This window comes from Caulobacter sp. 05L422 (genome assembly GCF_056397765.1).
In genome coordinates this window covers 1-23,790 of sequence record NZ_JBFTOB010000002.1, presented here as the reverse complement: position 1 = coordinate 23,790, position 23,790 = coordinate 1, and the positions used below count along the sequence as shown (strand labels likewise).

At 67.8% G+C, this 23,790-nt stretch carries 29 protein-coding genes and 1 pseudogene; 16 read left to right on the top strand and 14 right to left on the bottom strand.

The window, feature by feature from the left end:
* Positions 1-4: 4 nt before the first annotated feature.
* Entirely contained in the window at positions 5-1,543 is a 1,539-nt protein-coding gene (locus AC1DMQ_RS02425) for an acyl-CoA synthetase (protein ID WP_477031965.1), read from the bottom strand.
* On the bottom strand, positions 1,543-3,213 hold the full coding sequence (locus AC1DMQ_RS02420; RefSeq protein WP_477031964.1) for a GMC family oxidoreductase: 1,671 nt from the start codon (positions 3,211-3,213) through the stop codon (positions 1,543-1,545). The genes AC1DMQ_RS02425 and AC1DMQ_RS02420 overlap by 1 nt, the downstream gene beginning before the upstream one ends.
* Positions 3,214-3,312: 99 nt before the next feature.
* Here AC1DMQ_RS02420 and AC1DMQ_RS02415 point away from each other — a divergent pair.
* The 6 genes and pseudogenes from AC1DMQ_RS02415 to AC1DMQ_RS02390 all read left to right on the top strand — a co-directional run.
* A pseudogene (locus AC1DMQ_RS02415) lies at positions 3,313-3,420 on the top strand (hypothetical protein); the annotation flags it as partial.
* Between the two features lie 59 nt (positions 3,421-3,479).
* Positions 3,480-4,364 carry a crotonase/enoyl-CoA hydratase family protein gene (locus tag AC1DMQ_RS02410; protein WP_477031963.1) on the top strand — a complete coding sequence of 295 codons (885 nt, stop codon included), beginning with the start codon at positions 3,480-3,482 and terminating at the stop codon, positions 4,362-4,364.
* Positions 4,365-4,729: 365 nt separating this feature from the next.
* A complete protein-coding gene (locus tag AC1DMQ_RS02405) occupies positions 4,730-5,224 on the top strand; it encodes a GAF domain-containing protein (RefSeq protein ID WP_477031962.1) in 495 nt (164 codons plus the stop codon).
* Between the two features lie 102 nt (positions 5,225-5,326).
* Positions 5,327-6,472 (top strand): GNAT family N-acetyltransferase, encoded by a 1,146-nt coding sequence (locus AC1DMQ_RS02400; RefSeq protein WP_477031961.1) that lies wholly within the window; start codon positions 5,327-5,329, stop codon positions 6,470-6,472.
* Positions 6,473-6,496: 24 nt separating this feature from the next.
* The gene (locus AC1DMQ_RS02395; protein ID WP_477031960.1) at positions 6,497-7,417 is read left to right on the top strand and encodes a glycosyltransferase family 2 protein; all 921 of its coding nucleotides are present in this window, start codon (positions 6,497-6,499) and stop codon (positions 7,415-7,417) included.
* A complete protein-coding gene (locus AC1DMQ_RS02390; RefSeq protein ID WP_477031959.1) occupies positions 7,300-8,331 on the top strand; it encodes a hypothetical protein in 1,032 nt (343 codons plus the stop codon). Before AC1DMQ_RS02395 ends, AC1DMQ_RS02390 begins: the two co-directional genes overlap by 118 nt.
* A gap of 178 nt (positions 8,332-8,509) precedes the next feature.
* Here the strand turns inward: AC1DMQ_RS02390 and AC1DMQ_RS02385 are convergent, their stop codons facing one another.
* The 4 genes from AC1DMQ_RS02385 to AC1DMQ_RS02370 form a co-directional block, all read right to left on the bottom strand.
* The gene (locus AC1DMQ_RS02385) at positions 8,510-8,932 is read right to left on the bottom strand and encodes a hypothetical protein (RefSeq protein ID WP_477031958.1); all 423 of its coding nucleotides are present in this window, start codon (positions 8,930-8,932) and stop codon (positions 8,510-8,512) included.
* A 91-nt stretch (positions 8,933-9,023) separates the two neighbouring features.
* The gene (locus AC1DMQ_RS02380) at positions 9,024-9,704 is read right to left on the bottom strand and encodes a DNA alkylation repair protein (protein ID WP_477031957.1); all 681 of its coding nucleotides are present in this window, start codon (positions 9,702-9,704) and stop codon (positions 9,024-9,026) included.
* Positions 9,705-9,726: 22 nt separating this feature from the next.
* A complete protein-coding gene (locus AC1DMQ_RS02375; RefSeq protein WP_477031956.1) occupies positions 9,727-10,206 on the bottom strand; it encodes an SRPBCC family protein in 480 nt (159 codons plus the stop codon).
* Positions 10,207-10,237: 31 nt separating this feature from the next.
* On the bottom strand, positions 10,238-10,582 hold the full coding sequence (locus AC1DMQ_RS02370; protein WP_477031955.1) for an ArsR/SmtB family transcription factor: 345 nt from the start codon (positions 10,580-10,582) through the stop codon (positions 10,238-10,240).
* A 221-nt stretch (positions 10,583-10,803) separates the two neighbouring features.
* Here AC1DMQ_RS02370 and AC1DMQ_RS02365 point away from each other — a divergent pair, with 221 nt between their 5' ends.
* From AC1DMQ_RS02365 to AC1DMQ_RS02355, 3 genes are all read left to right on the top strand, one after another.
* Positions 10,804-12,288: a methyl-accepting chemotaxis protein gene (locus tag AC1DMQ_RS02365; RefSeq protein ID WP_477031954.1), complete on the top strand. Its 1,485-nt coding sequence runs from the start codon at positions 10,804-10,806 to the stop codon at positions 12,286-12,288.
* Between the two features lie 85 nt (positions 12,289-12,373).
* Positions 12,374-13,594: a DUF2336 domain-containing protein gene (locus tag AC1DMQ_RS02360; RefSeq protein WP_477031953.1), complete on the top strand. Its 1,221-nt coding sequence runs from the start codon at positions 12,374-12,376 to the stop codon at positions 13,592-13,594.
* A gap of 216 nt (positions 13,595-13,810) precedes the next feature.
* A complete protein-coding gene (locus tag AC1DMQ_RS02355; protein WP_477031952.1) occupies positions 13,811-14,230 on the top strand; it encodes a Ros/MucR family transcriptional regulator in 420 nt (139 codons plus the stop codon).
* A gap of 11 nt (positions 14,231-14,241) precedes the next feature.
* On the opposite strand, the gene AC1DMQ_RS02350 is transcribed toward AC1DMQ_RS02355, so the two are convergent.
* Together AC1DMQ_RS02350 and AC1DMQ_RS02345 are read right to left on the bottom strand one after the other, a co-directional pair.
* Positions 14,242-15,255, bottom strand: coding sequence for a 2-hydroxyacid dehydrogenase (locus AC1DMQ_RS02350; protein WP_477031951.1), 1,014 nt, complete (start codon positions 15,253-15,255; stop codon positions 14,242-14,244).
* Positions 15,255-15,656, bottom strand: a complete 402-nt coding sequence (locus AC1DMQ_RS02345) for a hypothetical protein (protein WP_477031950.1) — start codon at positions 15,654-15,656, stop codon at positions 15,255-15,257. Before AC1DMQ_RS02345 ends, AC1DMQ_RS02350 begins: the two co-directional genes overlap by 1 nt.
* A gap of 388 nt (positions 15,657-16,044) precedes the next feature.
* Between AC1DMQ_RS02345 and mopJ the strand changes: the two genes are divergently transcribed.
* Genes mopJ through AC1DMQ_RS02325 form a run of 4 tightly spaced genes read left to right on the top strand, consistent with a single transcriptional unit; the run spans position 16,045 to position 17,576 of the window.
* Positions 16,045-16,548, top strand: coding sequence for a motility/cell cycle regulatory protein MopJ (gene mopJ / locus AC1DMQ_RS02340; protein WP_477032261.1), 504 nt, complete (start codon positions 16,045-16,047; stop codon positions 16,546-16,548).
* Positions 16,549-16,585: 37 nt separating this feature from the next.
* Positions 16,586-17,029 (top strand): hypothetical protein, encoded by a 444-nt coding sequence (locus tag AC1DMQ_RS02335; protein ID WP_477031949.1) that lies wholly within the window; start codon positions 16,586-16,588, stop codon positions 17,027-17,029.
* On the top strand, positions 17,026-17,295 hold the full coding sequence (locus AC1DMQ_RS02330; protein WP_477031948.1) for a DUF5985 family protein: 270 nt from the start codon (positions 17,026-17,028) through the stop codon (positions 17,293-17,295). Before AC1DMQ_RS02335 ends, AC1DMQ_RS02330 begins: the two co-directional genes overlap by 4 nt.
* Positions 17,292-17,576 (top strand): DUF5985 family protein, encoded by a 285-nt coding sequence (locus tag AC1DMQ_RS02325; protein WP_477031947.1) that lies wholly within the window; start codon positions 17,292-17,294, stop codon positions 17,574-17,576. Before AC1DMQ_RS02330 ends, AC1DMQ_RS02325 begins: the two co-directional genes overlap by 4 nt.
* Positions 17,577-17,580: 4 nt before the next feature.
* On the opposite strand, the gene AC1DMQ_RS02320 is transcribed toward AC1DMQ_RS02325, so the two are convergent.
* From AC1DMQ_RS02320 to AC1DMQ_RS02310, 3 genes are read right to left on the bottom strand one after another with little or no spacing between them, the layout of a single operon-like run.
* Positions 17,581-18,492, bottom strand: a complete 912-nt coding sequence (locus AC1DMQ_RS02320) for a ribokinase (protein ID WP_477031946.1) — start codon at positions 18,490-18,492, stop codon at positions 17,581-17,583.
* 44 nt (positions 18,493-18,536) lie between these two features.
* Complete coding sequence (fliP, locus tag AC1DMQ_RS02315) at positions 18,537-19,337, bottom strand: flagellar type III secretion system pore protein FliP (RefSeq protein WP_477031945.1); 801 nt, start codon at positions 19,335-19,337, stop codon at positions 18,537-18,539.
* A complete protein-coding gene (locus AC1DMQ_RS02310) occupies positions 19,337-19,684 on the bottom strand; it encodes a hypothetical protein (RefSeq protein ID WP_477031944.1) in 348 nt (115 codons plus the stop codon). Before AC1DMQ_RS02310 ends, fliP begins: the two co-directional genes overlap by 1 nt.
* Before the next feature lie 144 nt (positions 19,685-19,828).
* Here AC1DMQ_RS02310 and flgB point away from each other — a divergent pair, with 144 nt between their 5' ends.
* The 3 genes from flgB to fliE are packed head-to-tail and all read left to right on the top strand — an operon-like array spanning position 19,829 to position 21,028.
* A complete protein-coding gene (gene flgB, locus AC1DMQ_RS02305) occupies positions 19,829-20,278 on the top strand; it encodes a flagellar basal body rod protein FlgB (protein WP_477031943.1) in 450 nt (149 codons plus the stop codon).
* Positions 20,279-20,288: 10 nt separating this feature from the next.
* Positions 20,289-20,708: a flagellar basal body rod protein FlgC gene (gene flgC / locus AC1DMQ_RS02300; protein ID WP_477031942.1), complete on the top strand. Its 420-nt coding sequence runs from the start codon at positions 20,289-20,291 to the stop codon at positions 20,706-20,708.
* A gap of 11 nt (positions 20,709-20,719) precedes the next feature.
* Positions 20,720-21,028: a flagellar hook-basal body complex protein FliE gene (fliE, locus tag AC1DMQ_RS02295; RefSeq protein ID WP_477031941.1), complete on the top strand. Its 309-nt coding sequence runs from the start codon at positions 20,720-20,722 to the stop codon at positions 21,026-21,028.
* 118 nt (positions 21,029-21,146) lie between these two features.
* Here fliE and AC1DMQ_RS02290 read toward each other — a convergent pair whose 3' ends face one another.
* From AC1DMQ_RS02290 to AC1DMQ_RS02280, 3 genes are all read right to left on the bottom strand, one after another.
* A complete protein-coding gene (locus AC1DMQ_RS02290) occupies positions 21,147-21,464 on the bottom strand; it encodes a hypothetical protein (protein ID WP_477031940.1) in 318 nt (105 codons plus the stop codon).
* 569 nt (positions 21,465-22,033) lie between these two features.
* Positions 22,034-22,366: a ribonuclease E inhibitor RraB gene (locus tag AC1DMQ_RS02285; protein WP_477031939.1), complete on the bottom strand. Its 333-nt coding sequence runs from the start codon at positions 22,364-22,366 to the stop codon at positions 22,034-22,036.
* Positions 22,367-22,828: 462 nt separating this feature from the next.
* Complete coding sequence (locus AC1DMQ_RS02280) at positions 22,829-23,125, bottom strand: MafI2 family immunity protein (RefSeq protein ID WP_477031938.1); 297 nt, start codon at positions 23,123-23,125, stop codon at positions 22,829-22,831.
* Between the last annotated feature and the right edge of the window lie 665 nt (positions 23,126-23,790).

Genomic DNA, 23,790 nt, shown 5'->3' with positions numbered 1-23,790 from the left:
GGGGTTAGACGATCCTGCTCTCGCCCTTACCCCAATACGCATCCCGGATCAGCCGCTTGTAGAGCTTGCCCGTCGGGTGCCGGGGCAGTTCGGCCATGAAGTCGATGCGCCTGGGCGACTTGACGTGGCTGAGGTTGGCGCGGGCGAAGGCCATCAGCTCCTCGGCCAGGGCGACCTGATCGGCAGCGGCGTCCAGCGGCTGGATCACCGCCACCACCTGCTCGCCCATCTCCTCGTGAGGCGCGCCCACCACGGCGGCGTCGGCGACCTTGGGATGGGTGATCAGCAGGTTCTCGATCTCCTGCGGATAGATGTTCACCCCGCCCGAGATGATCATGAAGCTCTTGCGGTCGGTCAGGTAGAGGTAGCCCTCCTCGTCGACCCAGCCCACGTCGCCCAGGGTGGTCCAGCCATGCTGGTTGTAGCTCTCGGCCGTCTTGTCCGGGGCGTTGTGGTAGTTCACCGCCGGGCCGTTGGCGAAGTAGACGGTCCCCTCGCTGCGCACCGGCAGTTGCTCGCCGGCCTCGTCGCAGATCCGCAGTTCGCCCAGCACCGCCTGGCCGACGCTGCCCTTGTGGGCCAGCCAGTTGTCGGAATTGATCCAGCAGAAGCCGTTGCCCTCGGTGCCGGCGTAATATTCGAAGATCACCGGACCCCACCAGCCGATCATCTGCTCCTTGACCGGCACGGGGCAGGGGGCGGCCGCGTGGACCGCCGACCGGATCGACGACACGTCGTACCTGGCGCGAACCTCCGGCGGCAGCTTCAGCATCCGCACGAAGTGGGTCGGCACGAACTGACCGCAGGTGACGCCGTACTTCTCGATCAGGGCCAGGGCGGCCTCGGGATCGAACTTCTCCATCACGATCACCGTGCCGCCGATCTTCTGCACGGTCATGCACCAGCGCAGCGGGGCGGCGTGGTAGAGCGGGGCGGGCGACAGATAGAGGCTGTCGCCGCTGAAGCCGAACAGGCCCATGGCCATCATCTGCAGGGCGTGGGGCGCGTCGATCGGGCTGCCGCTCAGCGCCGGCTTGACGCCCTTGGGCCGGCCGGTGGTGCCCGAGGAATAGAGCATGTCCGAGCCCGCCGTCTCATCGGCGATCGGCGTCATGGGCATGGCCGCGCTGGCCGCCTCGAAGTCCTCGAACGGAGCCTTGCCGCCGCCCACCCGGAACAGCCGCACGCCGGGGATCAGCGGCGCGACTGCTTGGGCCACCTCGTCCAGCGCCGGGCTGACGATCAGCGCCTGGGCCCCGCAGTCCTTGACGATGTACTCGACCTCGGCCGCCGTCAGCTTGGTCGAGACGCAGGTGAAATACAGCCCCGCGCGCTGGGCCGCCCAGGCGATCTCGAAGAAGCGGGCGTTGTTGTCCATCAGGATGGCGATCACGTCGCCGGCGTTCAGGCCCAGCGACCGGAACAGCTGGGCGCCCTGGTTCGAGCGGGCGTCGAGCTGGCCGTAGGTCACGGTCTCGCCGGAGCCGGCCATGATGTAGGCGGGCTTGTCGGGCTGGCTCTGGGCGTGATGGAACGGATGCATCAGGCGGCGGCCTCCACCTCGGCGGCCTGGCGGATCATGTCGCAGGCCTTTTCGGCGATCATGATGGTGGGGGCGTTGGTGTTGCCCGACACCAGGCGCGGCATGACCGAGGCGTCGACCACCCGCAGTCCCGTCACGCCGCGCACCCGCAGCTGGCTGTCGACCACGGCCATGGGACCCGAGCCCATCTGGCAGGTGCCGACCGGGTGATAGATCGTCGAGCCGGCGGCGCGGGCATATTCCAGCAGAGCCGCGTCGCTGGCGAAGTCGGCGCCCGGGTTCATCTCGTGGTCGATCAGCGGGGCGATGGCCGGCTGGGCGGCGATCTTGCGGGCCCATTTCAGGCCGGCCACCGTGACCTCCTGATCCAGCGGATCGGACAGGTAGTTGGCGAAGATCGCCGGATAGGTGGTCGGATCGGCCGACTTGATGCGGATGTGGCCCCGGCTCTCGGGGCGCAGCTGGCACGGCGCGATGGTCAGGCCTGGCGCGCCTTCCAGCTCCATCTTCTGCTCGTTGAACAGCTTCTCCAGGTCCATCGTGGCCGGCAGGATGTGGAACTGGATGTCCGGTTCGGCGAGATCGGGTCGAGATTTACAGAAAGCGGCGATGTGGGCCGCCGACAGGGTCAGCAGGCCCTTGCGCTGGAACAGGTACTTCAGCGCCTCGGCCGCCAGCCGGCCGCCCTTGCTCTGCTCATTGACTGACACCGTCCCGGCCTTCAGGCGGAAGCGCGCGCCCGTGACATAGTGGTCCTGCAGGTTCTCGCCGACGCCGGGCAGGTCGTGGACCACGGCGACGCCATGCTCGGCCAGCAGTTGGCCCGGACCGACGCCCGACAATTGGAGAAGCTGCGGCGAGTTGATCGCCCCACCGGCCAGGATCACCTCGACGCGCGCCTTGGCCGTGCGGACCTCGCCGTTCTGGCTGAACTCGACCCCGACCGCGCGCTTGCCCTCGAACAGCACCTTGCGGGCCAGGGCGTTGGTCTCGACCTGGAGGTTCGCGCGACCCATGGCCGGGTGCAGATAGGCCACCGCCGCCGAGCAGCGCTGGCCGTTCTTCACCGTCAGCTGATAGTAGGCCACGCCCTCCTGCTGGGCGCCGTTGACGTCGGCGTTGCGCGGGATGCCGGCCTCGACGCAGGCCTCGACCACGGCGTCGGAGATCGGGTTGGTCTCGGTGACGTCCGAGACGTTCAGCGGACCGCCGGCGCCATGCCAGTCGGCACAATCAGCGCGCTCCTGGTGCTGGGCCTTGCGGAAATAGGGATAGACGTCGTCCCAGGCCCAGCCCTCGCAGCCCAACTGACGCCAGCCGTCATAGTCGGCCTGCTGCCCGCGGATATAGAGCAGGCCGTTGATCGAGGACGAGCCGCCCAACACCTTGCCGCGCGGCCAGACGTGCGAGCGTCCGCCGGTGCCCGGGTCCGGCTCGGTGGCGTACAGCCAGTTGACCTTGGGGTCCTTCAGGGTCGAGGCGTAGCCGACCGGGATGTGGATCATCAGGTTCGACATGAACTGGGACGGGTTCCTGGTCGGCCGGTCGTCGCCGCCGGCTTCCAGCAGCAGAACCTTGTACCGGCCGTCCTCGGACAGCCTGGCCGCCAGCACGCAACCGGCCGAGCCGGCGCCCACCACGATGTAGTCGGCCTCGATGATCGACGTCATCGGATCCTCCCTTTTCCGCCCGCGTGTCTCCGCGTGATCGGTGATCACTGGAGAATGCGCGGGTCTTGCCGGAACGCCAAGGGTGTCGTCGGGGAAGGCCCTGCGTCCTTCGAGGCTCGGCTACGCCTCGCACCTCGCGATGAGGAATTCAGCAGCAACAAAGCGCCTCATCCTGAGGCGCCCGCGCAGCGGGCCTCGAAGGACGCACAGGATTGCCGCCAGTTCATACGCGTGTTTGAGTGCCGCCAAACCCGGAGGAGACACCCATGGCCGCGCCCAGCTTCGAGACCCTGCTCTACGCCGTCGAGGACGGGATCGCGACCATCACCCTGAACCGTCCGGAGAAGCTGAACGCCTTCACCGCCCGGATGATGAAGGAGCTGATCGACGTCTTCGACATCACCGACGCCGACGACGCGGTGCGGGTGGTGATCGTCACCGGCGCGGGGCGGGCCTTCTGCGCGGGCGCGGACCTGTCGGGCGGCGGGGCCACCTTCGACCGCACCAATCCCCAGGCCCTGGAGCGCGAAGAGGGCAAGGTCGGCGACATCTATCGCGACGGCGGCGGCCGCGTGGTGCTGCGGATGTACGAAAGCCTCAAGCCGATCATCGCCGCCGTGAACGGCGCGGCCGTCGGGGTGGGGGTGACCATGCAGCTGCCGATGGACATCCGTCTGGCCTCGACCGACGCCAAGTTCGGCTTCGTGTTCGCCCGCCGGGGGATCACGCCCGAGGCCTGCTCGTCCTGGTTCCTGCCGCGGCTGGTGGGCATGCAGACGGCGCTGGAATGGTGCTTCACCGGCCGGGTGTTCAGCGCCCAGGAGGCCAAGGAGCGCGGCCTGGTCCGCTCGCTGCACGCGCCCGAGGATCTGCTGCCGGCCGCCCGGGCCCTGGCCCGCGAGATCGCCGACAACACCGCCCCGGTCTCGGTGGCCCTGTCGCGCCAACTGCTGTGGCGCATGGCCGGCGCGGACCATCCGATGGAGGCCCACAAGGCCGACAGCCGGGCCATCCAGTCGCGCGGCGCGGCCGGCGACGCCAAGGAAGGCGTCAGCTCGTTCCTGGAGAAGCGGGCGCCGGTGTATCCGGACAAGGTGTCGGCGGACCTCCCGGACATCTGGCCGGCGTGGGGCGAGCATCCGTTCAAATGATACCCTCTCTCATAGAGAGAGGGAGGGGCCCGCCGCCGTAGGCGGTGGGAGGGTGAGAGGTTACACCCTATCCGACCGAAGTACGGCGGGGATGCCGTCGACCCGGTGGGATCGGGCAGGGTTTGCTCATTTGGAAACGCCGAACAGCTTCAGCGCCCGCGTACGGCGTTCTTCATAGTCCTCACGCCTTAACGATCGGAGGTCTCGAGGTTTTCCGGCTGGCGGTGAAACCTCTCACCCTCCCACCGCTACGCGGCGGGCCCCTCCCTCTCTCTAAGAGAGAGGGTGCGCGTGTGTCGAACGTCCGCGGCCCGCCTCGTTTGTCCCCCCTCGCATCCCCCACCAAACGCGCTATATCCCCGCCCATGGCCGAAGCTTTCAACGACAAGACCCTGACCGCCGACAAGGCCGCCCGCTACGCCGAGGTGGCCGACGAGATCGCCTCGGTGCTGGACGGCGAGACCAACCTGACCGCCCGCATGGCGACGGTGGCCTCGATGCTGGCCTCCAGCTTCGACCACTATTTCTGGACCGGCTTCTACGTGGTCGATCCGCTGAAGGCGCGCGAGCTGGTGGTCGGGCCCTATCAGGGCACCCTGGGCTGCCTGCGCATCGCCTACGGGCGCGGCGTCTGCGGCGCGGCCGCCGAGACTGGCCAGACCCAGCTGGTCGAGGACGTCCACGCCTTTCCGGGCCACATCGCCTGCGACAGCCGCTCGGAAAGCGAGATCGTCGTGCCGGTGTTCGACGCCGCCGGAAAGCTGCTGGCGGTGTTCGACGTGGATTCCGACAAACCGGCCGCGTTCGACACCGTCGACCAGCAGGGCATCGAGACGATCGTCAAGGCGACTTTCGCCTAGTTACACCCTCCGCGTGAATGTTCGCCTGTCCCGCGAATATGGCCCGCGCATTGCAGTCCTGATCCACATCATTCCCTAACGGGATCGGATTAGGACACAGCGATGCTGGACGTCGAAACCCTTCACCCGCGCGACCTGACACAGGCCGATCTGCGGACGTGGCGCGAGATGGCGGCGGCCGAGCCGGCCTTCGCCAGCCCGCTGCTGGGTCCGGACTTCGCGCGCGCCGTTGGAGCCGTCCGCGACGACGCCCGCGTGGCCGTGATCCGGCGCGAGGGGCAGACCCTGGGCTTCCTGCCGCATCACCGCCGTCCCGGCGCCATGGCCCGGGCCATCGGCTCGCCGCTGTCGGACTATCACGGCCTGGTCTCGCGCGCCGACGCCGGCCTGGACGCCGCGCAGGTGCTGCGCGCCGCCGACCTGACCGCCTATCGCTACACCGGCCTGATCGACCCCCATGGCGTGTTCGGCCAGACCGCTCGGAAGACCGCCCATGTGATCGACCTGGCCACGAAAGGTTGGGGCGGAACCGACGCCGAGGCCTATCTGGAGGCCGTCCGCGCGGCCAGCCCCAAGAAGATCAAGAACTGGCGCCGGCTGGACAGCAAGCTCGAGCGCGAGATGGGGACCATCGAACTGGTCGCCGCCGACCGTTCGCGAGAAGCCTTCGACCAACTGATCGCCTGGAAGCGCGAACAGCTGGAGCGCACCGGCGTCCACGACTTCCTGCGCCCGGCCTGGGTGCAAGGCCTGCTGCTGGACCTGTTCCAGAAGCAGACCGGTCCATTCCAGGGGCTGATGATCAATCTCTATGCCGGCGGCCAACTGGTGGCCGGGCATTTCGGCGTGCGGCTGGACGGCGTCTATCACCCGTGGATCGCCTCGACCAATCCGGCCTATGGCGAGTGGTCGCCGGGCCAGATCTTCTTCATGCGCGCCATCGCGGCCATGCCGGGCCTGGACCTGCATCACTACGACCTCGGTCCCGGCCACGACCACTACAAGGGCGCCTATGCGCTGAGCCAGGTCCAGATCGGCGACGGCACGGCGACGGCTTCGACCATGGCCGGGCGGATGGCCCACTCGCTGGACGGGGTGATGGCCCTGGCCGGGTCGCGGGGCGCTGGCCCGGTCGGACGGCTGACCCGTCGCATGGACGCCATCTCCAGCGTCGAGCTGACCCTGGGCGGGCGGATGCGCGGCCTGGTCGACGCGTTCGCTAACCAAGCGCAAAGGCGCGGCGGCTAAGGTCCGCCAAAGCCTGGAGCTCTCATGCGCGTCACGGTCATGATCCCAACCCAACGGCGTCCGCACGGCCTGGCCGTCGCGGCGCGTTCGGTGTGCGCCCAGGTCGGTGTCGACTTCGCCGCCCTGGAGCTGGTGGTCGTCGACAACGACCAGGCCCCGTCGGCCGAAAAGACCGTCGCCGAGCTGGCCCGCCAGGCGCCGTTTCCAGTGCACTATGTCCACGAGCCGCGCCCCGGCGTGGCCTATGCCCGCAACGCCGGCATGGCCAAGGCGAGCGGCGCGCTGATCGCCTTTCTCGACGACGACGAGGAGGCCCCGACCGGCTGGCTGGCGGCGTTGCTGGCCGCCCAGGCGCTCTACGAGGCCGACGTGGTGTTCGGCCCGGTCCGGGCTCGCGCGCCGGTCAGCGTGGTCGCGCATCGCGACTATCTGGAGCGCTTCTTCTCGCGCGAAGGCCCCGCCGAGGCGGGCGTCATCGACCACTATTACGGCTGCGGCGACAGCCTGCTGCGCCGCGCCGCCTTGCCCGATCCGGTCGCGCCGTTCGCCGTGGAGCGCAACCATATCGGCGGCGAGGACGACATGCTGTTCGGCCACATGCAGGCCAATGGCGCGCGCTTCGCCTGGGAGCCGGCCGCGTGGGTCTGGGAAGATCCCGTGCCCGACCGCCTCAGCCTGGACTACACGATCCGTCGCGCCTTCGCCTACGGCCAGGGCCCTTCGGCCCACTGCGCCGCCGCCAGTCCGCCCGACCGCGTGGGCGTCGCCCGCTGGATGGCGGTGGGCGTGGTCCAGGCCGCGCTATTCGGCCTGGTGGCCGGCTTCAAGTGGCTGACCCGGGCCGGCGACCGCGCCGACTGGCTGGACCGCGCCGCCCGGGGCCTGGGCAAGACCCTGTGGTGGGGCCCATTCAAGATCCACTTCTACGGAAGGACCGTGTCGTGAGCATCATCAGCGACTGGACCGACGCCAAGGCCGCGGCCTTCGGCCGTGAGAACCTGACTTTCCAGCATGGCCTGCACGAGCGGCCGATGTTCGACGACGAGGGCCTGGCGCGCCTGCTGGACCAGTATCCGCGCGACCAGCTGGGCGTCTTCACCATGGGCGAGGACCCCAAGGCCTGGACCACCTGGCGCAAGGGCGCGGCGGGGAACCTGACCGGCGACCAGCTTCTGGAGGCCGCCAAGGCCGGTCGCATCTGGCTGAACCTGCGTCACACCAACGATTTCGTGCCGGAATACGCCGCCCTCTGCGACGAGATCTTCGCCGAGAAGGAGGCCCGCGTGCCGGGCCTGAAGACCTTCAAGCGCGACCTGGGCATGCTGATCAGCAGCGCCGACGCCCAGGTGTTCTACCATCTGGACGTGCCGCTGGTGTCGCTGTGGCAGGTCCGCGGCCGCAAGAAGGTCTGGGTCTACCCGGTCGCCGATCCCTATGTCGGCGAGCTGGCGCTGGAGAAGATCGTGCTCAAGGAGACCGCCGAGCAGTTCGCCTTCGACCCCGCGTGGGACGCCGGCGCCCAGGCCTACGACCTGACGCCCGGGACCATGGTCACCTGGAAGCAGAACGCCCCGCATCGGATCGAGAACGGCCCGATGCTGAACGTCTCGATCTCGATCGAATTCATGACCCCGCCGGCCCTGATGCGGGCCAACGTCATCTATGCCAACGGCGTGCTGCGCCGCCGCCTGGGCGCCAGGCCGCGCGTGCAGGACGGCTTCGGCCCCCTGGCGCTGGGCAAGCTGGCCGTGGCGCGCGGGGCCAAGGCCCTGAACCTGCAGACCCCGCACGTGCGCCACCTGCCGGTGACGTTTGGACTGGATGCTCGGCGGCCGGGCGTGCTGGTCGAGCGGGTCTAGCGAGCGTCTCTGCCCAAGCTGTCATCCCGGGTGGAGCGAAGCGCAGACCCGGGACCGACCTGGAACGCGGCGCTCTGGCGTCGGTCTCGGATCTTCGCGCCGCGCGCTTCGTCCGGGATGACACGGCTTTCGTGCTCGGCGATCGCGTCCAGCGCCAGGCCCCAACCCCGCGCCAGCCTCACGACGCTCGCCCCCGCACCGCCAGCCAGCCGCCCGCCCAGCACAGGGGCAAGCCGGTGACCGCCAGGAGGATCGGGTACCAGTGCGGCCCCAGGCCCAGGTTCCACGTGGCGATCACGCCGGCCGTGCCGGCGATCAGACCCAGGACACCCAGGATGAAGGCGTGGCGCAGCGGGGTGTTCGGGGCCAGCCTGGCGGTGATCCAGCCGCCGGCCAGGGTGAAGACGCTGCGATAGGCCAGGGCCAGCAGATTCAGCAGCGGGTCGTGCATGCCCTGTTCCGGCGGCGGATAGACCTTGGCGGCGTGCAGCACGGCGTCGGTGGCGGTCGAGAGCACGACCACAGTCAGGAAACCGGCGATCACCGCCAGCACGCTGCGGCCGATGCGGCGGGGCGAGGTACGCAGGGCAAGGTCACTCATCGACGGTCTCCTTCGGAGGGTTTGAACTTAAGACGATCGGGTAGGGGCCGATGCGACACGGCCGGGTCGGATTTCTGCGAGACGCCGCGGATCAGCTGCGAACGGCCTTGGGCGCCTTCGTCAAAGCCCGCAGCGCGTCCTTGCCGATCCAGCGCGCCGACGGCTCGGGCGAGGCGGCCAGGCGCCGCGCGGTCCCGATCGCGGCGGCCTTCAACGCCGGGCTCTTGCGCAGCCCGATCGCCCGCAGCGCCCAGTTCACCGCCTTCTTGACGAAGTTCCGGTCGTCGCCCGCGGCGCGTTCGATCAGGACCAGGCCGTCCAGGAACGGCTGGTCGCCGGCGGTTTTGTCGTGCAGCGCCAGGCAGGCCAGCAGGGCGAAGGCCGCCCGCCGGCCGAACTCGTCGTTCTGCCCGGCCCAGGCCTGGATCTTGGCGAAGGCGTGGGGCGACTGGTCGAACAGCTTGAAGCAGACGGTGTCGACGATGCCCCAGTTGTCGAAGTCGGCCCGCCAGGCGTCCATCTGCTCCGGCGTCACCCGGGCCGGATCGTCGACCAGGCTGGCCAGCATCCGGGCCTCGTAGACGCCGGTCGCCCAGAGGGCGGCGGCCAGGTCGTGGTCGCGGCCCAGGCGCTTGGCGATCTTCTGCAGATTGGCCATCGACACGCCCAGGGCGCTGGGCGCGACGATGCCGAACCGGTCCAGATTGGCCAGGTCGTGGTCGGTGGCGGCCGACCGCAGGGCGGCCATGGCGTCGGCGAGGCGAGCCTCCATGGCCGTTCCCCCTCCCGTCCCGTCAGACGGTTTCGAGCAGGGCGTCGAGGCGGGCGTAGCCCATCTCCATGCCGTCGGTCATGCCGCTGACCAGCGCGCCCTGGCGGGCCTTGTCGTCAGCATAGATCACCGAGGTGGTCAGGGTGGTGCGGCCGCCGGTCTCGGTCAGGGTCGAGGTGACCGTGGTCTCGCCGCCGGTCCAGTTGTCGTCGAACACCTCGTTGTGGACGATCCGCTCCGGCGCGACGATCTCGCGATAGACGCCGGCCATGCCCATGTCGCGGCCGTCCTGGTTGCGCCAGACATAGCGGAACTTGCCGCCGACCCGCAGGTCGATCTCGCAGACCGGCATGGTCCAGCCGGGCGGGCCCAGCAGCCAGCGCTTCACCAGGTCGGGCTTGGTCATGCAGTCGAACACCAGCTCTCGCGAGGCGCCGAAGGCGCGGGTGAACACCACTTCGCGGTCGCCTTGGGTGGCGACGGTCAGCTTGTCTTGGGCCATGGGTCGTTTCCTTCTGGATGGGGAGGGCGCTTCAGCGTCCCTGGGTGGTTTTCAGTTCGTCGAGCAGGGCGTCCAGGCGCTGGAAGTTGGCCTCCAGCGTCTGTCGGTAGGCCTCCAGCCAGGCGTTGGCCTCGGCCAGGGGCTTTTCCTCCACCCGCACCGGACGGCGCTGGGCGTCGCGGCCCCGCGAGACCAGCCCGGCCTTCTCCAGCACCTTCAGATGCTTGGAGATCGCCGGCTGGCTCATGGCGAACGGCGCGGCCAATTCGCCGACCGAGGCCTCGCCAGCCGCCAGCCGCGCCAGGATGGCGCGTCGGGTCGGGTCGGCCAGGGCGGCGAAAGTGGCGTCGAGCCCCGCGGGGTTTCCATAACTCATCAGTTCCATAACTAAATGGTTATATTCTGGATCGAGCGGAGTCAAGACGGTCGATCCAGATCATCGCCGCCTAGAGCGAGGCCGCCTCTTCGCCGTCGGCGGAGGAGGCGGTTCGCGCCTCTTACCCCGCCAAAATGTCGCGGCGCGGGTATGGTTAATGAGGCGTTAGGACTCAGTCGCCATTTCTCGAACCTGGCCTAGCGCGGCCTCGGAGATTCGGAATGAGCGGGTTCAATCGGCTGCCTCTCGGCTGGAGGCTGATCGTCGTCCTCGGCCTGTCGGCGGGCCTGGGCCAGCTGGGCTGGGCGGCGTTCGGCGGACCGGGCCTGGTCTCGCCGTTCAGCATGGCCGGCATGGCGACGCTGGTCGCGACCCTGATCATCGGGCTTGTCGCCTGGGGCGAGGCGACGCGCCGCGCCCTGGACGGCCTGACCCGCTCGGTCGACGCCCTGGGCGCCGGCCAGTACGACCAGCCGCTGCGCTCGCCCGACACCGACGACCAGCAGGTCCAGGCGCTGGCCAAGGGCCTGGACGGCGTCCAGCGCAAGCTGGCGAGCGAGCAGACGGCCCGCGCCGCCGAGGACGCCGAGCGCGCGACCGCCGAGGCCGAGCAGCGCCGCCATCTGCAAGAGGTCGAGACCTACGCCCGCACCCAGTTGACCGCCGTCAACACCCTGGGGCAGGGCGTCGAGAAGCTGGCCGAGGGCGACCTGATCTCGCGCCTGCGCGAAGACGCCTTCCCGCCGGAAGCCCGCAAGATCCCCACCGATTTCAACGCCGCCGTCGACAACCTGCAGCAGACCCTGGCCGGTGTCCTGGGCGCGGCGCGCAGCATCCGCGCCGGCTGCGGCGACATCTCGGCCGCCGCCGACGACCTGGCCCAGCGCACCGAGCGCCAGGCGACCGGTGTGGAGCGCACCGCCGCCGCCCTCGACCAGATCACCGCCACGGTGAAGAAGAGCTCCCACAACGCCGAGCAGGCGCGGGGCGTGACCCAGAGCGCCAAGTCCAACGCCGAGAAGAGCGGCCAGGTGGTGCGCGAGGCCGTCGAGGCCATGGGCGGCATCGAGAAGTCATCGCAGTCGATCACCCAGATCATCGGCGTCATCGACGAGATCGCCTTCCAGACCAACCTGCTGGCCCTGAACGCCGGGGTCGAAGCCGCCCGCGCGGGCGACGCCGGTCGGGGCTTCGCGGTGGTGGCGCAAGAGGTGCGGGCCCTGGCCCAACGCTCGGCCGACGCCGCCAAGGAGATCAAGGGCCTGATCCGCGCCTCCAGCGAGCAGGTCGACAAGGGCGTCAAGCTGGTCGGCGAGACCGGCCAGACCCTGGACCAGATACTGGGCCAGGTGATCGAGATCAACGACCTGGTCGGCGAGATCGCCGCCTCGTCCAAGGATCAGGCCACGGGCCTGGCCGAGGTCAACGCCGCGGTGAACCAGATGGGCCAGGTGATCCACCAGAACGGCGCCATGGTCGAGCAGTCCGCCGCCGCCACCAGCGCCCTGGCCGCCGAGGTCGAGGAACTGGAACGGCTGCTGGGCGGCTTCCAGGTCGGCGCCCAGATCCACGAATACCGGCCGCGCCAGGACCAGCGCCGCGAAGTCCCGGCGGCCCCCCGCCGCGAAGCCTTCCGCGATCGCTACGTGCAGGGCGCCACCGCGCTGAAGATCGAACCACGCTCGCGTCCCGGCGAGTGGCGGTAAGTTCCAGGGTATGACGGACCGCTCATCCGACGTTAGGGCGTTCCGGTCTAGGCTTTGAGCACGACGGGTTGCCGTCAGGACGACCATGAACGATTTCGCCGCGCCCTTCGCCAGTCCCGAGCCCGAACCGGCCGCCACGCCGCGTTCGCGCGCCGCCCTGCTCAAGCGGCTGGCCGACGTGGTCTGCCTGCCGGCCAGCCGGATCAACGCCTTCGAGCGCGCCATGACCGCCGACCTGCTGGTCGAGATGCTGCGCGACGCCGTCGTCGGTGAGCGCGAGAAGGTGGCCCGCCGCCTGGCCAACCTGGCCGAGATGCCCGGCGTGCTGGTCCGCCTGCTGCTGCGCGACGAACTGCCGGTGGCCCGCACCCTGCTGGAGCATTCGCCCTCGCTCAGCGACGCCGACCTGATCAGCTGCCTCTACAACAGCACCCAGGACCATCGCCGGCTGATCGCCCTGCGGCGCGGGGTCAGCGAAGTGGTGGCCGACGCCCTGGTCGACATGGACGAGGTGGGCGTCACCGAGCTTCTGCTGCGCAACGACCTGACGCGCTTCAGCCACCAGGGGCTGGAGAACATCGTCGCGGCCACGCGCGACAACCCGCAACTGATTCCCCTGCTGCTCAAGCGCGCCGAGCTGCGGCCCAGCCATGCCTATGTGATGTTCTGGTGGTCCGACGCCGATGCGCGACGCACGATTCTGCAGCGTTTCGCCGTGTCGCGGGAAATCCTGCAGGACGCGGTCGGCGACGTCTTCCCCCTGGCCTCGGCCGAGGGCTGGCAGGATCCGCTGTCGCGAAAGGCGCTTCAGTTCATTGAACGACGTCAGCGAAACCGCGCCGCCATCGCCAAGAGTCCCTACGCCAGTCTGGAGGACGCGATCGCCGCCGCCCAGAACGGCATGACCCGCGAGACGGCCGAGGAGATCTCCTATCTGTCGGGCCTGAAGCCGATGACCGGGGCCAAGATCTTCACCGATCAGGGCGGCGAGCCGCTGGCGATCCTGTGCAAGGCCACGGGCCTGCCGCGCGGCGCGGTAAGGGCTTTGTGGCGTGGGTTGCGCCGACCTGAAACCGACGCCTCGGGCGCGCCGTCGCCGAGCCTGGAGCGGGTGCTGACAGCCTTCGACACCATCGCCGTGGACCGCGCCCAGACCATGCTGCGCTATTGGAACTGGTCGCTGTCGTCGGCCATGACCCCGGCCCTGCTGAAGGCCATCCGCGAGGGCGACGAGGCCGCCGTAGACGAATATTCGGTGCCGCAGCGCGCCGCCATGCTGGCGCTTTCCCGAGACTTTGCACGCTAATCGACCGCAGTCGTTGAATGTGTTCGATGAATACTGTGCGCCAGGAATCCAGGTTTCTATCAACTGATGGCTGTATCCTGGATTGGTCAGACCAGTCCAGCGCCACCCTTGAACGGTAGATACCCACACGTCTATGTTGCTCGCGTGTAATAATCTGCTATCCAAAACAGAATTGGCTCCTGGAGGGTCAGTACGAGTCGGGGGAGCGACAAGAACATGGACAAGCAGTCCGACCTCATTGAAGTCACGGCAGGCCTTGTCGCCGCCTATGTCGGTGGCAACACCATCGCGGCGGGCGACGTGCCGGCCCTGATCCGCAGCGTGCACCTGGCTCTGTCGAACGTCGGCGGCAAGGTCGAGACGTCCGAGACCGGCCGAGAGCCGGCCGTATCGATCCGGCGCTCCATCACCCCGGACTACCTGATCTGTCTCGAGGACGGGCGGAAGTTCAAGTCGCTGAAGCGGCACCTGCGCACCAAGTACGACCTGAGCCCCGAGCAGTACCGCGCCCGCTGGGACCTGCCGAAGGACTATCCGATGGTCGCGCCGAACTACGCCCAGGCGCGCTCCGACCTGGCCAAGCAGATGGGCCTGGGGCAGGGCGGCCGGAAGCCGGCGCGTCGCGGACGCGCTTAGGCCGTACGCGGTTAGGCGCCCCGAACCTGCTGGGCCGTGACCCGGCAGGTCAGGGGCCTGCCAGCCTCCGCGTCCGCCAGGCTGGCCAGGGTGGTCTCGGCGATCGCCGCCAGGGCCTCTTCGGTCAGGAAGGCCTGGTGGCCGGTGATCAGGACATTGGGGAAGGTCAGCAGGCGCTGGAAGACGTCGTCCTGGATGATCTCGTTCGAAAGGTCCTCGAAGAACAGATCCGCCTCCTGCTCGTAGACGTCCAGGGCGACGCCGCCCACCTTGCGTGACTTCAGGCCCTGGATCAGGGCGGCGGTGTCGATCAGCGCCCCGCGACTGGTGTTGACGACCATCACGCCCGGCCGCGCGGCGGCCAGTCGGTCCCTGTCGATCAGATGGTGGGTGTCGGGCGTCAGCGGGCAGTGCAGGGTGATCAGGTCGACCTCGCGCAGCAGGGTGTCGACGGGCGCGTAGCGCACGCCGATCGCGACCAGTTCCGGGTCCTCGACCAGGTCGCTGGCCAGCACCTCGCAGCCGAAGCCCAGCCGCAGGCACCGGGCGACCAGGGCGCCGATGCGGCCCGTGCCGATCACCCCGGCCTTCCGGCCCGAGAGATTGCGGCCGATCAGGCCGTCCAGGGCGAAGTTGTTCTCGCGGACCCGATTCCAGGCGCGGGGGATGTTGCGGTCGAGCGCCAGGATCAGGCCGATCGTGAACTCCGCCACCGCCTCGGGCGAGTAGGCGGGAACGCGAACGACGGCGACGCCCAGCCGCTCGGCGGCCTCCAGGTCGACATTGTTGTAGCCCGCGCAGCGCAGGGCCACGAAGCGGGTCCCGCCCTTGGCCAGGGTCTCCAGGACCGCGGTGTCCACCCGGTCGTTCACGAACACGCAGACGGCGGGATAGCCGTCGGCCAGGGCCGCCGTGCTCGCGTCGAGCCTGGCCTCGAAATAGTCGATGCCGTGGCCGAAGCCGTGATTGGCCGCGTCGAGAAAGCGGCGATCGTAGGCCTTGGTCGAGAAGGTCGCGATCCGCATCAGGGGGCGACGCCGAAGGTCAGGGCGTAGTTGGCGACCTCGTTCCGCCGCGCGGCGTTGCGCATCAGGTAGACGATGACCTTGTGCGGGCCGCTGACCGAGGCCTTGCCGACGAAGGTCGTCCCCGAGCTGGAGCCGATGAACAGGGCGTCGTCGACGCCCGGCGCCACGACGTTGAAATAGGCCGAGGCGTTGCTGGTCTTCAGGGTCACCTTGATCGTCTGGCCCGCGCGGACGTCGAGCGCATAGGTGATGTCCTGGTCGCCGCGGATCGCGCCCGTCACGGTCTTGGAAGACGCGCCCTTGGCGAACCTCACGGTTTCGGTGCGGTGAGGGTCCTGGGCGACGGCCGCCGGCGCGAGGGCCAGGACGGCGAGGGCGATCAGCGTGGTCTTCAGCACAAGGGAACTCCGGAACGGCCGCCACTTTCCCCCGGACGCGACCCTAGCACGCAGCTCTTGGGCGCATAGGCGGTTTCAGCTTCGCCTGAATTGCATTTTTCGCCTGCCGAGCGGGCAGGGGCGACGGCCGCGAAACGGAGTCCCACGGCCCGTTTTCGGCTCCTGAAATTTTGAGTCTGAGCGTTCATTAACCTTAACCCAAACAATCGCTTGCGGTCCTGGGTGCGAAATTTCAGTGCGTTCTTCGCATCCTGATTTTCGCCTGGACGTTTCGCTTGCGGATTGACTCATCTCAACAAACTTAGCTGTAGAGCGCGATTTTCACTGGCGGCGATTCGGTCCTTAAGACATAGTGAAACGTCGTGATTCCAACGACTTGTTAAGGAATCTGAAGATGAACGCGCAGCTGAGCGCATCGGCCACGGCGGCCCGCGCTCACCAGGAGATGTTCGCCTACTGGGCGTCCCTCCGCCGGGGGGCTAGCCTCCCGTCGCGCGACGATCTGCATCCCGCCGGCATCAAGCGCATGCTGCCGACCGTCAGCCTGATCGACGTCAAGCGCGACCTCGACGGCGCGATCGACTACCGCCTGCGGCTGGCCGGCACCGGCCTCTACACGGTCTATGGCCGCGAGATCACCGGCCGCACCCTGGAAGACGTCTACAACAGCGCCGCCGTCGAATACTGGCGCCGCGAGCTGGACAAGGTCGTCACCGAGCGCCGCCCGGGCGTCGGGGTGCACAGCCTGGCCTGGAAGGGCTCGCCGCACATGTCGATCCTCTGGCTGCGCCTGCCCCTGGCCAGCAACGGCAAGGACGTCGACATGATCCTCGGCTACGACGCGGTGGTCGGCTCGCAAGCGGGCGAGCACAGCGGCATCCGCGCCGCCTAGGAAGTCCCTCCCCCTGTGGGGGAGGAGCGAGAACGCCATGGCTCAGCTTGCTCTCGCGTGCTCGCCGCCTATTGTCCGCCTGCTGGAATCCGGGGGAAGGGCCGAGGTGACCGTCGACCGCGACGTCTTTCAATTCATTCGAGAGCACGTGCGTTCGGTCTGGGCGCTGGAACTGCTGCTGCGTCTCAAGCACGACCCCGAGCACTGCTGGTCGGTCGAGGACCTGGTCGGCGACCTGCGGGCCAGCCACAGCCTGGTGACCGACAACCTGACCGCCTTCGAGGACGCCGGACTGGTGGTCGCCGACGACCGAGGCTGCTTTCGCTACCAGCCCGCGGCGGCCGTGCTGGCCAAGGTCTGCGACGACCTGGACGCGACCTACCGCACCAAGCCCGTCACGGTGATCCGCTGGATCTCGGCCCCGACCGAGCGCCTGCAGTCCCTGGCCGACGCCTTCAAGTTCAAGGGGAAAGACCGATGAGCGGGCCGACGGTGGTCTACATCCTCTGCATGCTGGCCAGCATGGCCTGCGCGGGCCTGCTGACCCGGGCCTGGCTGAACAGCCGCTCGCGCCTGCTGCTGTGGACAGCGGTCAGCTTCGGCTTCCTGGCCCTCAACAACCTGCTGCTGGTGGCCGACCTGGTGATCTTCGTCACCCAGGTGAACCTGTTGCCCTACCGCCAGGCCAGCGCCGGCCTGGCCATCGCCACGCTGTTGTACGGCTTCATCTGGGAGGTGGACGAATGAGCTTCCCGATCACGCCGGCCGAGGGACTGATCGCCGGAGCCCTGGCCACGGGCTTCCTGGTGGCGGGCCTGTTCTTCCTGAAGTTCTGGAGCCGCACGCGCGACGGCCTGTTCCTGGCCTTCTCGGCTGCGTTCGGCCTGCTGGCCCTGGGCAACGCCCTGCCGGTGCTGCTGGGCACGCCGCACGAGGAGCGCAGCGGCCTCTACCTGATCCGCCTGGCCGCCTTCGTGCTGATCATCGTGGCGGTGCTGGCCAAGAACCTGCGGCGGGGCGAGCGCTAGGCGCTCACCCCGCCAGGAACTGCTCCACCTCGCGCCGGCTGGGCATGGACGGCGCGGCGCCGGCCTTCTGGACCGAGAGGGCGGCGGCGGCGTTGGCGTGCTCGACGGCCTCGCGCAGCTCCAGGCCGGCCGACAGGCCCGCGGCCAGGGCGCCGCAGAAGCAGTCGCCGGCCCCGGTGGTGTCGATCGCCTTGACCTTGCGGCCCTCGACCAGGAAGGCCTCGTCGCGACGGATCGTGGCCACGCCGGCCGAGCCGAGCGTGACGATCACGGTCTGGTCCGGGCGGCTCATCAGCTTGCGGGCCACGCGGCTGACCTCCTCCAGGCGCGACGGCTCGTGGTCCAGCCGGGCGTAGGTGGCCAGTTCGGTCTGGTTGAGGATCAGGATGTCGGTCAGCGGAAACAGCGCCGCGCCCTGGGGCAGGGCGGGGGCCGCGTTGAGGATGCGCAGGGCGCCCTTGGCGACGCCGGCCCGGAACAGGGCCTCGATGGCCGGGGCGGGGGTTTCCAGCTGGCAGAGCAGCACGCGCTGGCCCTCCAGGGCCGTGGCGGCCACGTGCTGGGGCGTGAGGGTGGCGTTGGCGCCGCTGGTGACGACGATCATGTTCTCGCCGCTGGACGACACCCAGACGTGGGCCTGGCCGGTCGGGATCGAGGGCAGCTCGGTGACGTCGGAGACCTGCACGCCGTAGCCGGCCAGCTTGGCCTTCAGGCTGGGGCCGCTGTCCTCCTTGCCGACCGCGCCCATCAGCCGCGTGGCCGCGCCCATGCGGGCGGCCGCGACGGCCTGGTTGGCGCCCTTGCCGCCGGGAAACAGCTCCAGCGAGATGCCGGCCACCGTCTCGCCCGGCCGCGGCAGGTCGTCGACCCGCGCCACGGCGTCCAGATTGATCGACCCCAGTACGAAAACGCCCATTGTTCTTCTCTAACCGTTCCGGCGCTTGGGCCGCGAACCTGAAACTAACCGCCCCCAGAACCTCGCTGGAAGCTCTCGACCAGACTGCCGGCGACGAGTCGCCAGCCGTCCACTAGCACGAAGAAGATCAGCTTGAACGGCAGGCTGACCGTCGCGGGCGGCAACATCATCATGCCCATGCTCATCAGCACGCTGGCGACCACCAGGTCGATGACCAGGAACGGGATGAACAGCAGGAAGCCGATCTCGAAGGCGCGCTTCAGCTCCGAGATCATGAAGGCCGGCGTCACCACCTTCAGCGGCGTCTCGAGGGCGGTCTTGGGCTTCTCGATCTTCGACAGGCGGATGAACAGGGCCAGGTCGTCCTGGTCGACCTGCCGCAGCATGAACACCTTCACCGGCTGGGCGGCGGCGTCGAAGGCCTCGGGCATCTCCATCTGCTTGTCCAGCAGCGGCTTGACCCCCTGGTCGTAGGACTGCTCGAAGGTCGGGCCCATGACGATGGCGGTCAGGAACAGCGCCAGGCTGATCAGCACCGGGTTGGGCGGGCTCTGCTGGACGCCGATGGCGGTGCGCAGCAGGCCCAGCACCACGACGATCCGCACGAACGAGGTGGTCATGATCACGATCGACGGCGCCAGGCTGAGCACCGTCAGCAGGCCCACCATCTGGACCACGCGCTCGGACAGGCCGGCGCCGGTGCCGAGATCGACGTTGATCGCCGACTGGGCCATCGCCACGGCGGGGCCGAGCACGGCGGCCAGCCCGGCTAACACGGAGATGATCGCGGCCTGGCGAAGATCCTTGGGGTCGGCGCCGGTGATCAGCTTGAGCAGGCGGCGCATCAGACCACGATCTCCCCGGAGGACTTGCCAGAAGACTTGGAGGCCGGCTTGGAAGCGGGCTTGGGCGGAGCGGGGGCCTTCTTCGACGTCCCGGGCGCCCAGTCCAGCAGTTGGCCCTCGCCCAGCATCAGCAGGCGCTCCTCGCCGTCCAGGGTGAACAGCACCAGGCGGCGGGTGGGGTCCAGGACCAGGGTCTCGACCACCTGCATGCGGCGGTCCTTGCGCAGGGCGGTGATGCGCGACATGGCGTCGGGCCCGAACTTGCGCAGCGCCACGCCGGCCAGTCCGATCAGGCCCAGGGTGACGGCCAGGGCGGCGACGGCGCGGATCAGTTCGAAGATGTCCATGACGCCTGGTCGGAAAAGGAGGGGCTGAACGAGTAGAGATGAGTCGCGAAGGAGAATAGCGCAGGGCGCGACGCGGAGCCGCACCCCTGATGTGCAGCATGCTCCTTAATGCGTGATTAACCCTGTTTCTTCACCATGAGCGGCATGGGTCCCGATGACATTCCCCTGTTCGCGATGCTCAAGAACCGCATGGGCTATCTGTCCGAGCGGCAGAAGCTCATCGCGCAGAACGTCGCCAACGGCGACACGCCGGACTACCAGCCCCGCGACATGAAGGCCTACAGCTTCAAGGCGTCGCTGGACCAGCAGGTGGCGGGCCAGCCCTATCGCGGCGGGCCGGTGTCCTCGACCGCCTCGACAGGCGTCCAGATGATGGCCACCAGCACCGCCCACATGGCGCCGTCCAAGCCGGCCGGCCTGTGGCGGTCGCCGGAAGGTCCCGACAGCGAGACCACCCTCGACGGCAACTCGGTGACGCTCGAGGACCAGATGCTCAAGATGACCGACGCGCGCATGAACTACGACGCGGCCGTCGGTTTCTACCAGAAGTCCATGCAGATGCTGAAGACGTCCACGCGTCGGCCGGGCGGCTAAGGGGTACTAGATGACCGAGATCCGCTCCCAGTCGATGGCGACCATGGCGATCGCCGCCAGCGCCCTGAAGGCCCAGCAGGGCCGCATGCGGGTGATCGCCGAGAACATCGCCAACGCCAACTCGACGGCCCGCACGCCCGGCGGCGACCCGTATCGCCGGCAGGTGCCGGTGTTCAAGCCGGCCAGGATCGCCGGCGGCGAAGGCGTGGTGATGGCCAAGGTCGATCCCGACCAGAAGGACTTCCGCACCGAATACGATCCCGGCAACCCGGCCGCCGACGCCAAGGGCTACGTCAAGCTGCCCAACGTCGACACCCTGGTCGAGGCGCTGGACATGAAGGAGGCGCAGCGCGCCTACGAAGCCAACATGAACGTCATCGAGACGTCGCGCGCCATGGAAGCGCGCACGCTCGACATCCTGCGCAAGTAAGGGGCTAAGCGATGATCACCGCGCTCGCGGCCGCCAAGGCCTACGCCGCCCAGGGTTCGATGGCCATGCCGTCGCTGGGCGGGGCCGACGCCCCGAAGAAGGCCATGGACTTCGGCGCCCTGCTGAAGTCGGCCATGACCGACACCCTGCACCAGACCCGCGCGGCCGAAACCAAGATGGCCCAGCAGGCGGCCGGCAAGGCCGAACTGATCGACGTCGTCACCGCCATCTCGTCGGCCGAGGCCAGCCTCGACACGGTGATGGCCGTGCGCGACCAGGTGATCTCGGCGTACCAGGAAATCATGCGGATGCCGATCTAGGGGCAGGGGCGGGCCAAGGCCTCCAACTCGCGTCGTGATCGTCGGGTTGTGCCGTCACGGGCCGATGAATGTCGGCTGTTCGCCTGGGCGACGACTTCGGCTTTCGACCCATTGCGGACTATCCGTCCACGAGGATGCTGCTCGGCCTGCCATCCACCGGCAGGCAGAAAATCCCACGATGGGCTTCCGTCTCCCAGGCATAAGCGTAGCCCTTGTTCTGGATCTGCCCGACCCCGCAGCGAGACATTTGGCTCGGGACTTGCCCCCTGTTTAGCTCGGCGTCTGGATAGCCTGCATGGGCCAACGCACGACGTGCGGTGTCCAGGCGCTCGGCACCGGGGCGGTTCAAGACATTCACGAGCAATGTCATCACAACAAGAACGACGGGCATCATGATCCAGCGGACCGCGCGACGAGTAGCAGTTTCGTTTTTCATCGTTCGCCACGATAGCAGTTCGGAGTCTTCTTCCCACCCTTAGCTGCCGTTCGGAAGGTCTGGTTATTGGCGCTCCGGCCGAAGGTCCGCTTTGAGCGCCGAGGCCAGTTCCGCTTTCGACCCAAGTCAGACCTTCGCGGTGCTTAGTCGTATAGCGGTTCCGGTTGTGGGACATCCGGGATCGGCGGACTTTCCGATGTGAGTTCACACCGGAACTTTTCAACAATCTGTCGCCGCGCCTGCTGCGGGCCGTTGGGAATATCTCGCGTGGAAACGTCGAACCGGCACAAGCTTGATACGGACGGAAGCGCCTGCCCGAAATATGGAATGTAGACTGTCGCAGGCCTGGCGCCATCGACGAGTCCCAAGACTGTCACATAGGTCGCTAGAATACCCGAAGGTGGCGGTCGAGATGACATGGCCGTTATTGTCACGTGGTCGATGGTCTCAAGCTGCGGCGCAGCCTGAAGCGCGAGCGCTAGAACCATAGGTGTGGGCATTTGGGTCCATTCATACCGGCGACTGATCGCAGCCAGAAAGCGTAACAGTTCACAGCGTCCGACTTCCACCTAGTCGGGCTCCAGGCAACCCCAACCGTCCATTTCCCCGCCCAGTTCTTTGGCAAAATCGCCGAGGCTAATTTCCGCATCGGTGATCGTGTCTAGCGAAGGGACCATTTTGCTGCTGGCGACGACGTCCCAGGGATGACTAGCGACAGTCCCGGTCTGCTCAACATCGACCGCGTAGCCCAAGGCTTCAACCTTCTGGGCAAAAGCCGTGGCGGACGGCTCGTCAACGAACACAGCGGTGAAATCAACGAACCGCACCCTACTGAGGTCGTCGCCTCCATCGGCCATACGTTGCAGTACGGCCTCGTTTTCAGCTCTCAGATCAGCATTCATTGAGGTTGCCTAGGGACAGAAGGAAGTGTCACGCGAGCAAGCCAGCACGATTTGTAGCTCCGTTCCTAAGCCATCCCAGGCGAGCCAAACCACAGCGCAGATTCCCAGCATCACCGTCGCCGAGTAGCACCAATAGCTGACAGGGCGGTCCGATCTAGCGAGGGGCGCAGGCGTATCGAAAAACCTGAAGGCTTGGCCCTTTAGGCCTTTGCAAAGATGCCAAAGCAAACCGGCTTCCATGGCTACGAACAGGCCGACGCGTATCCAAAACTGAAGTGGCCCCTGGCTCAAAGCGCTTTCCGGCGTTGCCGAATGCTTAGGTTGGCCGGTATTGGCGACGTCCGCAATCCACCCTTAGCTGCCGTTCGGAAGGTCTGGTTATTGGCGCTCCGGCCGAAGGTCCGCTTTGAGCGCCGAGGCCAGTTCCGCTTTCGACCCAAGTCGGACGTTTGGGCTTCGTCGCTAGGACTGCTCCCGTGCCCTGAATACCACTCGGGGCTCGCCAGTGGGCCGCAAGATAATTGGCCCCGTGCTGATGACGATTTCGGGAACAACCCTTGCGTATGCTTCCGTGCTGATGAGGTTGGCTACATCGATCAAGTAGCCTCCGAGCGTGTCGCACACGTCCTCGACTTCCTCGCGATCGGTCGGATCATCAGTTCTTAGGGTAACGCGGACCACCCACATCGAGGACTGAAAGGCGAGTTCGACCATTCTGAAATTGGGGCTTATCGCGCCGATCAGAGCCTGATGCAGCATAAGCTCCGCCCAATTCCAGTCCGTCAGGGAAAGGTCAGCGGGTTGGGTCGCGGGTGCTGGGCTCATGCCGCAACGATAGATCAGCCCATGTCCGCTCACCACCCGTAGCTGGCCTTAGAAACGTCCGCTTTGCGAAACCCGCATCCGCCCCGGATGGGGCCACGCCTTGAACCCTCTCCCAGAGGGAGAGGGTTTCGAGCGCTTATGCTCGGCGTTCAGCGAGCAAACCTCAACGATCTCAAAGGCCTGAACTTTCTCGACCCGATTTGATCCTCACCCTCCAAACCGCCCGTATCCTGATCTCACCTCGTCGCAGGGAAAGGGCGCAAGGCCAGCGACCGATGCGGCGGCGGGGGGCGATCGAGCGGGACTGGGCTGGAGGGGGTTACTTCAGCGTGTCCGGGGAGCCTGGCGTTGCAGGCCCCGCCCGCCGTCGGCGTCGAACGGGGGCAAAGCGCGTGTATTGCCCATTGGCCCGCGCCCCCGGCGGCTGGGACCGTCGGAAACGACAGGTCCCGGGTCCGGCTAAGCCTCAACAGGGCTGCCCACCGGATGCTGGCGGATAACGATGGCGCGGAGCGATCGGCTTCGTCGAAACGGTATTCATTCAAAGACCTCCGGACGTCGTCCGGCGCTCCGCGACCCTTTCCATTCCCTCAGCGGCT

Coding starts and splice junctions, on each gene's coding strand:
- AC1DMQ_RS02425 (WP_477031965.1), bottom strand. CDS start 1,543: ATGCATCCGTTCCATCACGCCCAGAGCCAGCCCGACAAGCCCGCCTAC.
- AC1DMQ_RS02420 (WP_477031964.1), bottom strand. CDS start 3,213: ATGACGTCGATCATCGAGGCCGACTACATCGTGGTGGGCGCCGGCTCG.
- AC1DMQ_RS02410 (WP_477031963.1), top strand. CDS start 3,480: ATGGCCGCGCCCAGCTTCGAGACCCTGCTCTACGCCGTCGAGGACGGG.
- AC1DMQ_RS02405 (WP_477031962.1), top strand. CDS start 4,730: ATGGCCGAAGCTTTCAACGACAAGACCCTGACCGCCGACAAGGCCGCC.
- AC1DMQ_RS02400 (WP_477031961.1), top strand. CDS start 5,327: ATGCTGGACGTCGAAACCCTTCACCCGCGCGACCTGACACAGGCCGAT.
- AC1DMQ_RS02395 (WP_477031960.1), top strand. CDS start 6,497: ATGCGCGTCACGGTCATGATCCCAACCCAACGGCGTCCGCACGGCCTG.
- AC1DMQ_RS02385 (WP_477031958.1), bottom strand. CDS start 8,932: ATGAGTGACCTTGCCCTGCGTACCTCGCCCCGCCGCATCGGCCGCAGC.
- AC1DMQ_RS02380 (WP_477031957.1), bottom strand. CDS start 9,704: ATGGAGGCTCGCCTCGCCGACGCCATGGCCGCCCTGCGGTCGGCCGCC.
- AC1DMQ_RS02375 (WP_477031956.1), bottom strand. CDS start 10,206: ATGGCCCAAGACAAGCTGACCGTCGCCACCCAAGGCGACCGCGAAGTG.
- AC1DMQ_RS02370 (WP_477031955.1), bottom strand. CDS start 10,582: ATGAGTTATGGAAACCCCGCGGGGCTCGACGCCACTTTCGCCGCCCTG.
- AC1DMQ_RS02365 (WP_477031954.1), top strand. CDS start 10,804: ATGAGCGGGTTCAATCGGCTGCCTCTCGGCTGGAGGCTGATCGTCGTC.
- AC1DMQ_RS02360 (WP_477031953.1), top strand. CDS start 12,374: ATGAACGATTTCGCCGCGCCCTTCGCCAGTCCCGAGCCCGAACCGGCC.
- AC1DMQ_RS02355 (WP_477031952.1), top strand. CDS start 13,811: ATGGACAAGCAGTCCGACCTCATTGAAGTCACGGCAGGCCTTGTCGCC.
- AC1DMQ_RS02350 (WP_477031951.1), bottom strand. CDS start 15,255: ATGCGGATCGCGACCTTCTCGACCAAGGCCTACGATCGCCGCTTTCTC.
- AC1DMQ_RS02335 (WP_477031949.1), top strand. CDS start 16,586: ATGGCTCAGCTTGCTCTCGCGTGCTCGCCGCCTATTGTCCGCCTGCTG.
- AC1DMQ_RS02330 (WP_477031948.1), top strand. CDS start 17,026: ATGAGCGGGCCGACGGTGGTCTACATCCTCTGCATGCTGGCCAGCATG.
- AC1DMQ_RS02325 (WP_477031947.1), top strand. CDS start 17,292: ATGAGCTTCCCGATCACGCCGGCCGAGGGACTGATCGCCGGAGCCCTG.
- AC1DMQ_RS02320 (WP_477031946.1), bottom strand. CDS start 18,492: ATGGGCGTTTTCGTACTGGGGTCGATCAATCTGGACGCCGTGGCGCGG.
- fliP (WP_477031945.1), bottom strand. CDS start 19,337: ATGCGCCGCCTGCTCAAGCTGATCACCGGCGCCGACCCCAAGGATCTT.
- AC1DMQ_RS02310 (WP_477031944.1), bottom strand. CDS start 19,684: ATGGACATCTTCGAACTGATCCGCGCCGTCGCCGCCCTGGCCGTCACC.
- flgB (WP_477031943.1), top strand. CDS start 19,829: ATGGGTCCCGATGACATTCCCCTGTTCGCGATGCTCAAGAACCGCATG.
- flgC (WP_477031942.1), top strand. CDS start 20,289: ATGACCGAGATCCGCTCCCAGTCGATGGCGACCATGGCGATCGCCGCC.
- fliE (WP_477031941.1), top strand. CDS start 20,720: ATGATCACCGCGCTCGCGGCCGCCAAGGCCTACGCCGCCCAGGGTTCG.
- AC1DMQ_RS02290 (WP_477031940.1), bottom strand. CDS start 21,464: ATGAAAAACGAAACTGCTACTCGTCGCGCGGTCCGCTGGATCATGATG.
- AC1DMQ_RS02285 (WP_477031939.1), bottom strand. CDS start 22,366: ATGAATGCTGATCTGAGAGCTGAAAACGAGGCCGTACTGCAACGTATG.
- AC1DMQ_RS02280 (WP_477031938.1), bottom strand. CDS start 23,125: ATGCTGCATCAGGCTCTGATCGGCGCGATAAGCCCCAATTTCAGAATG.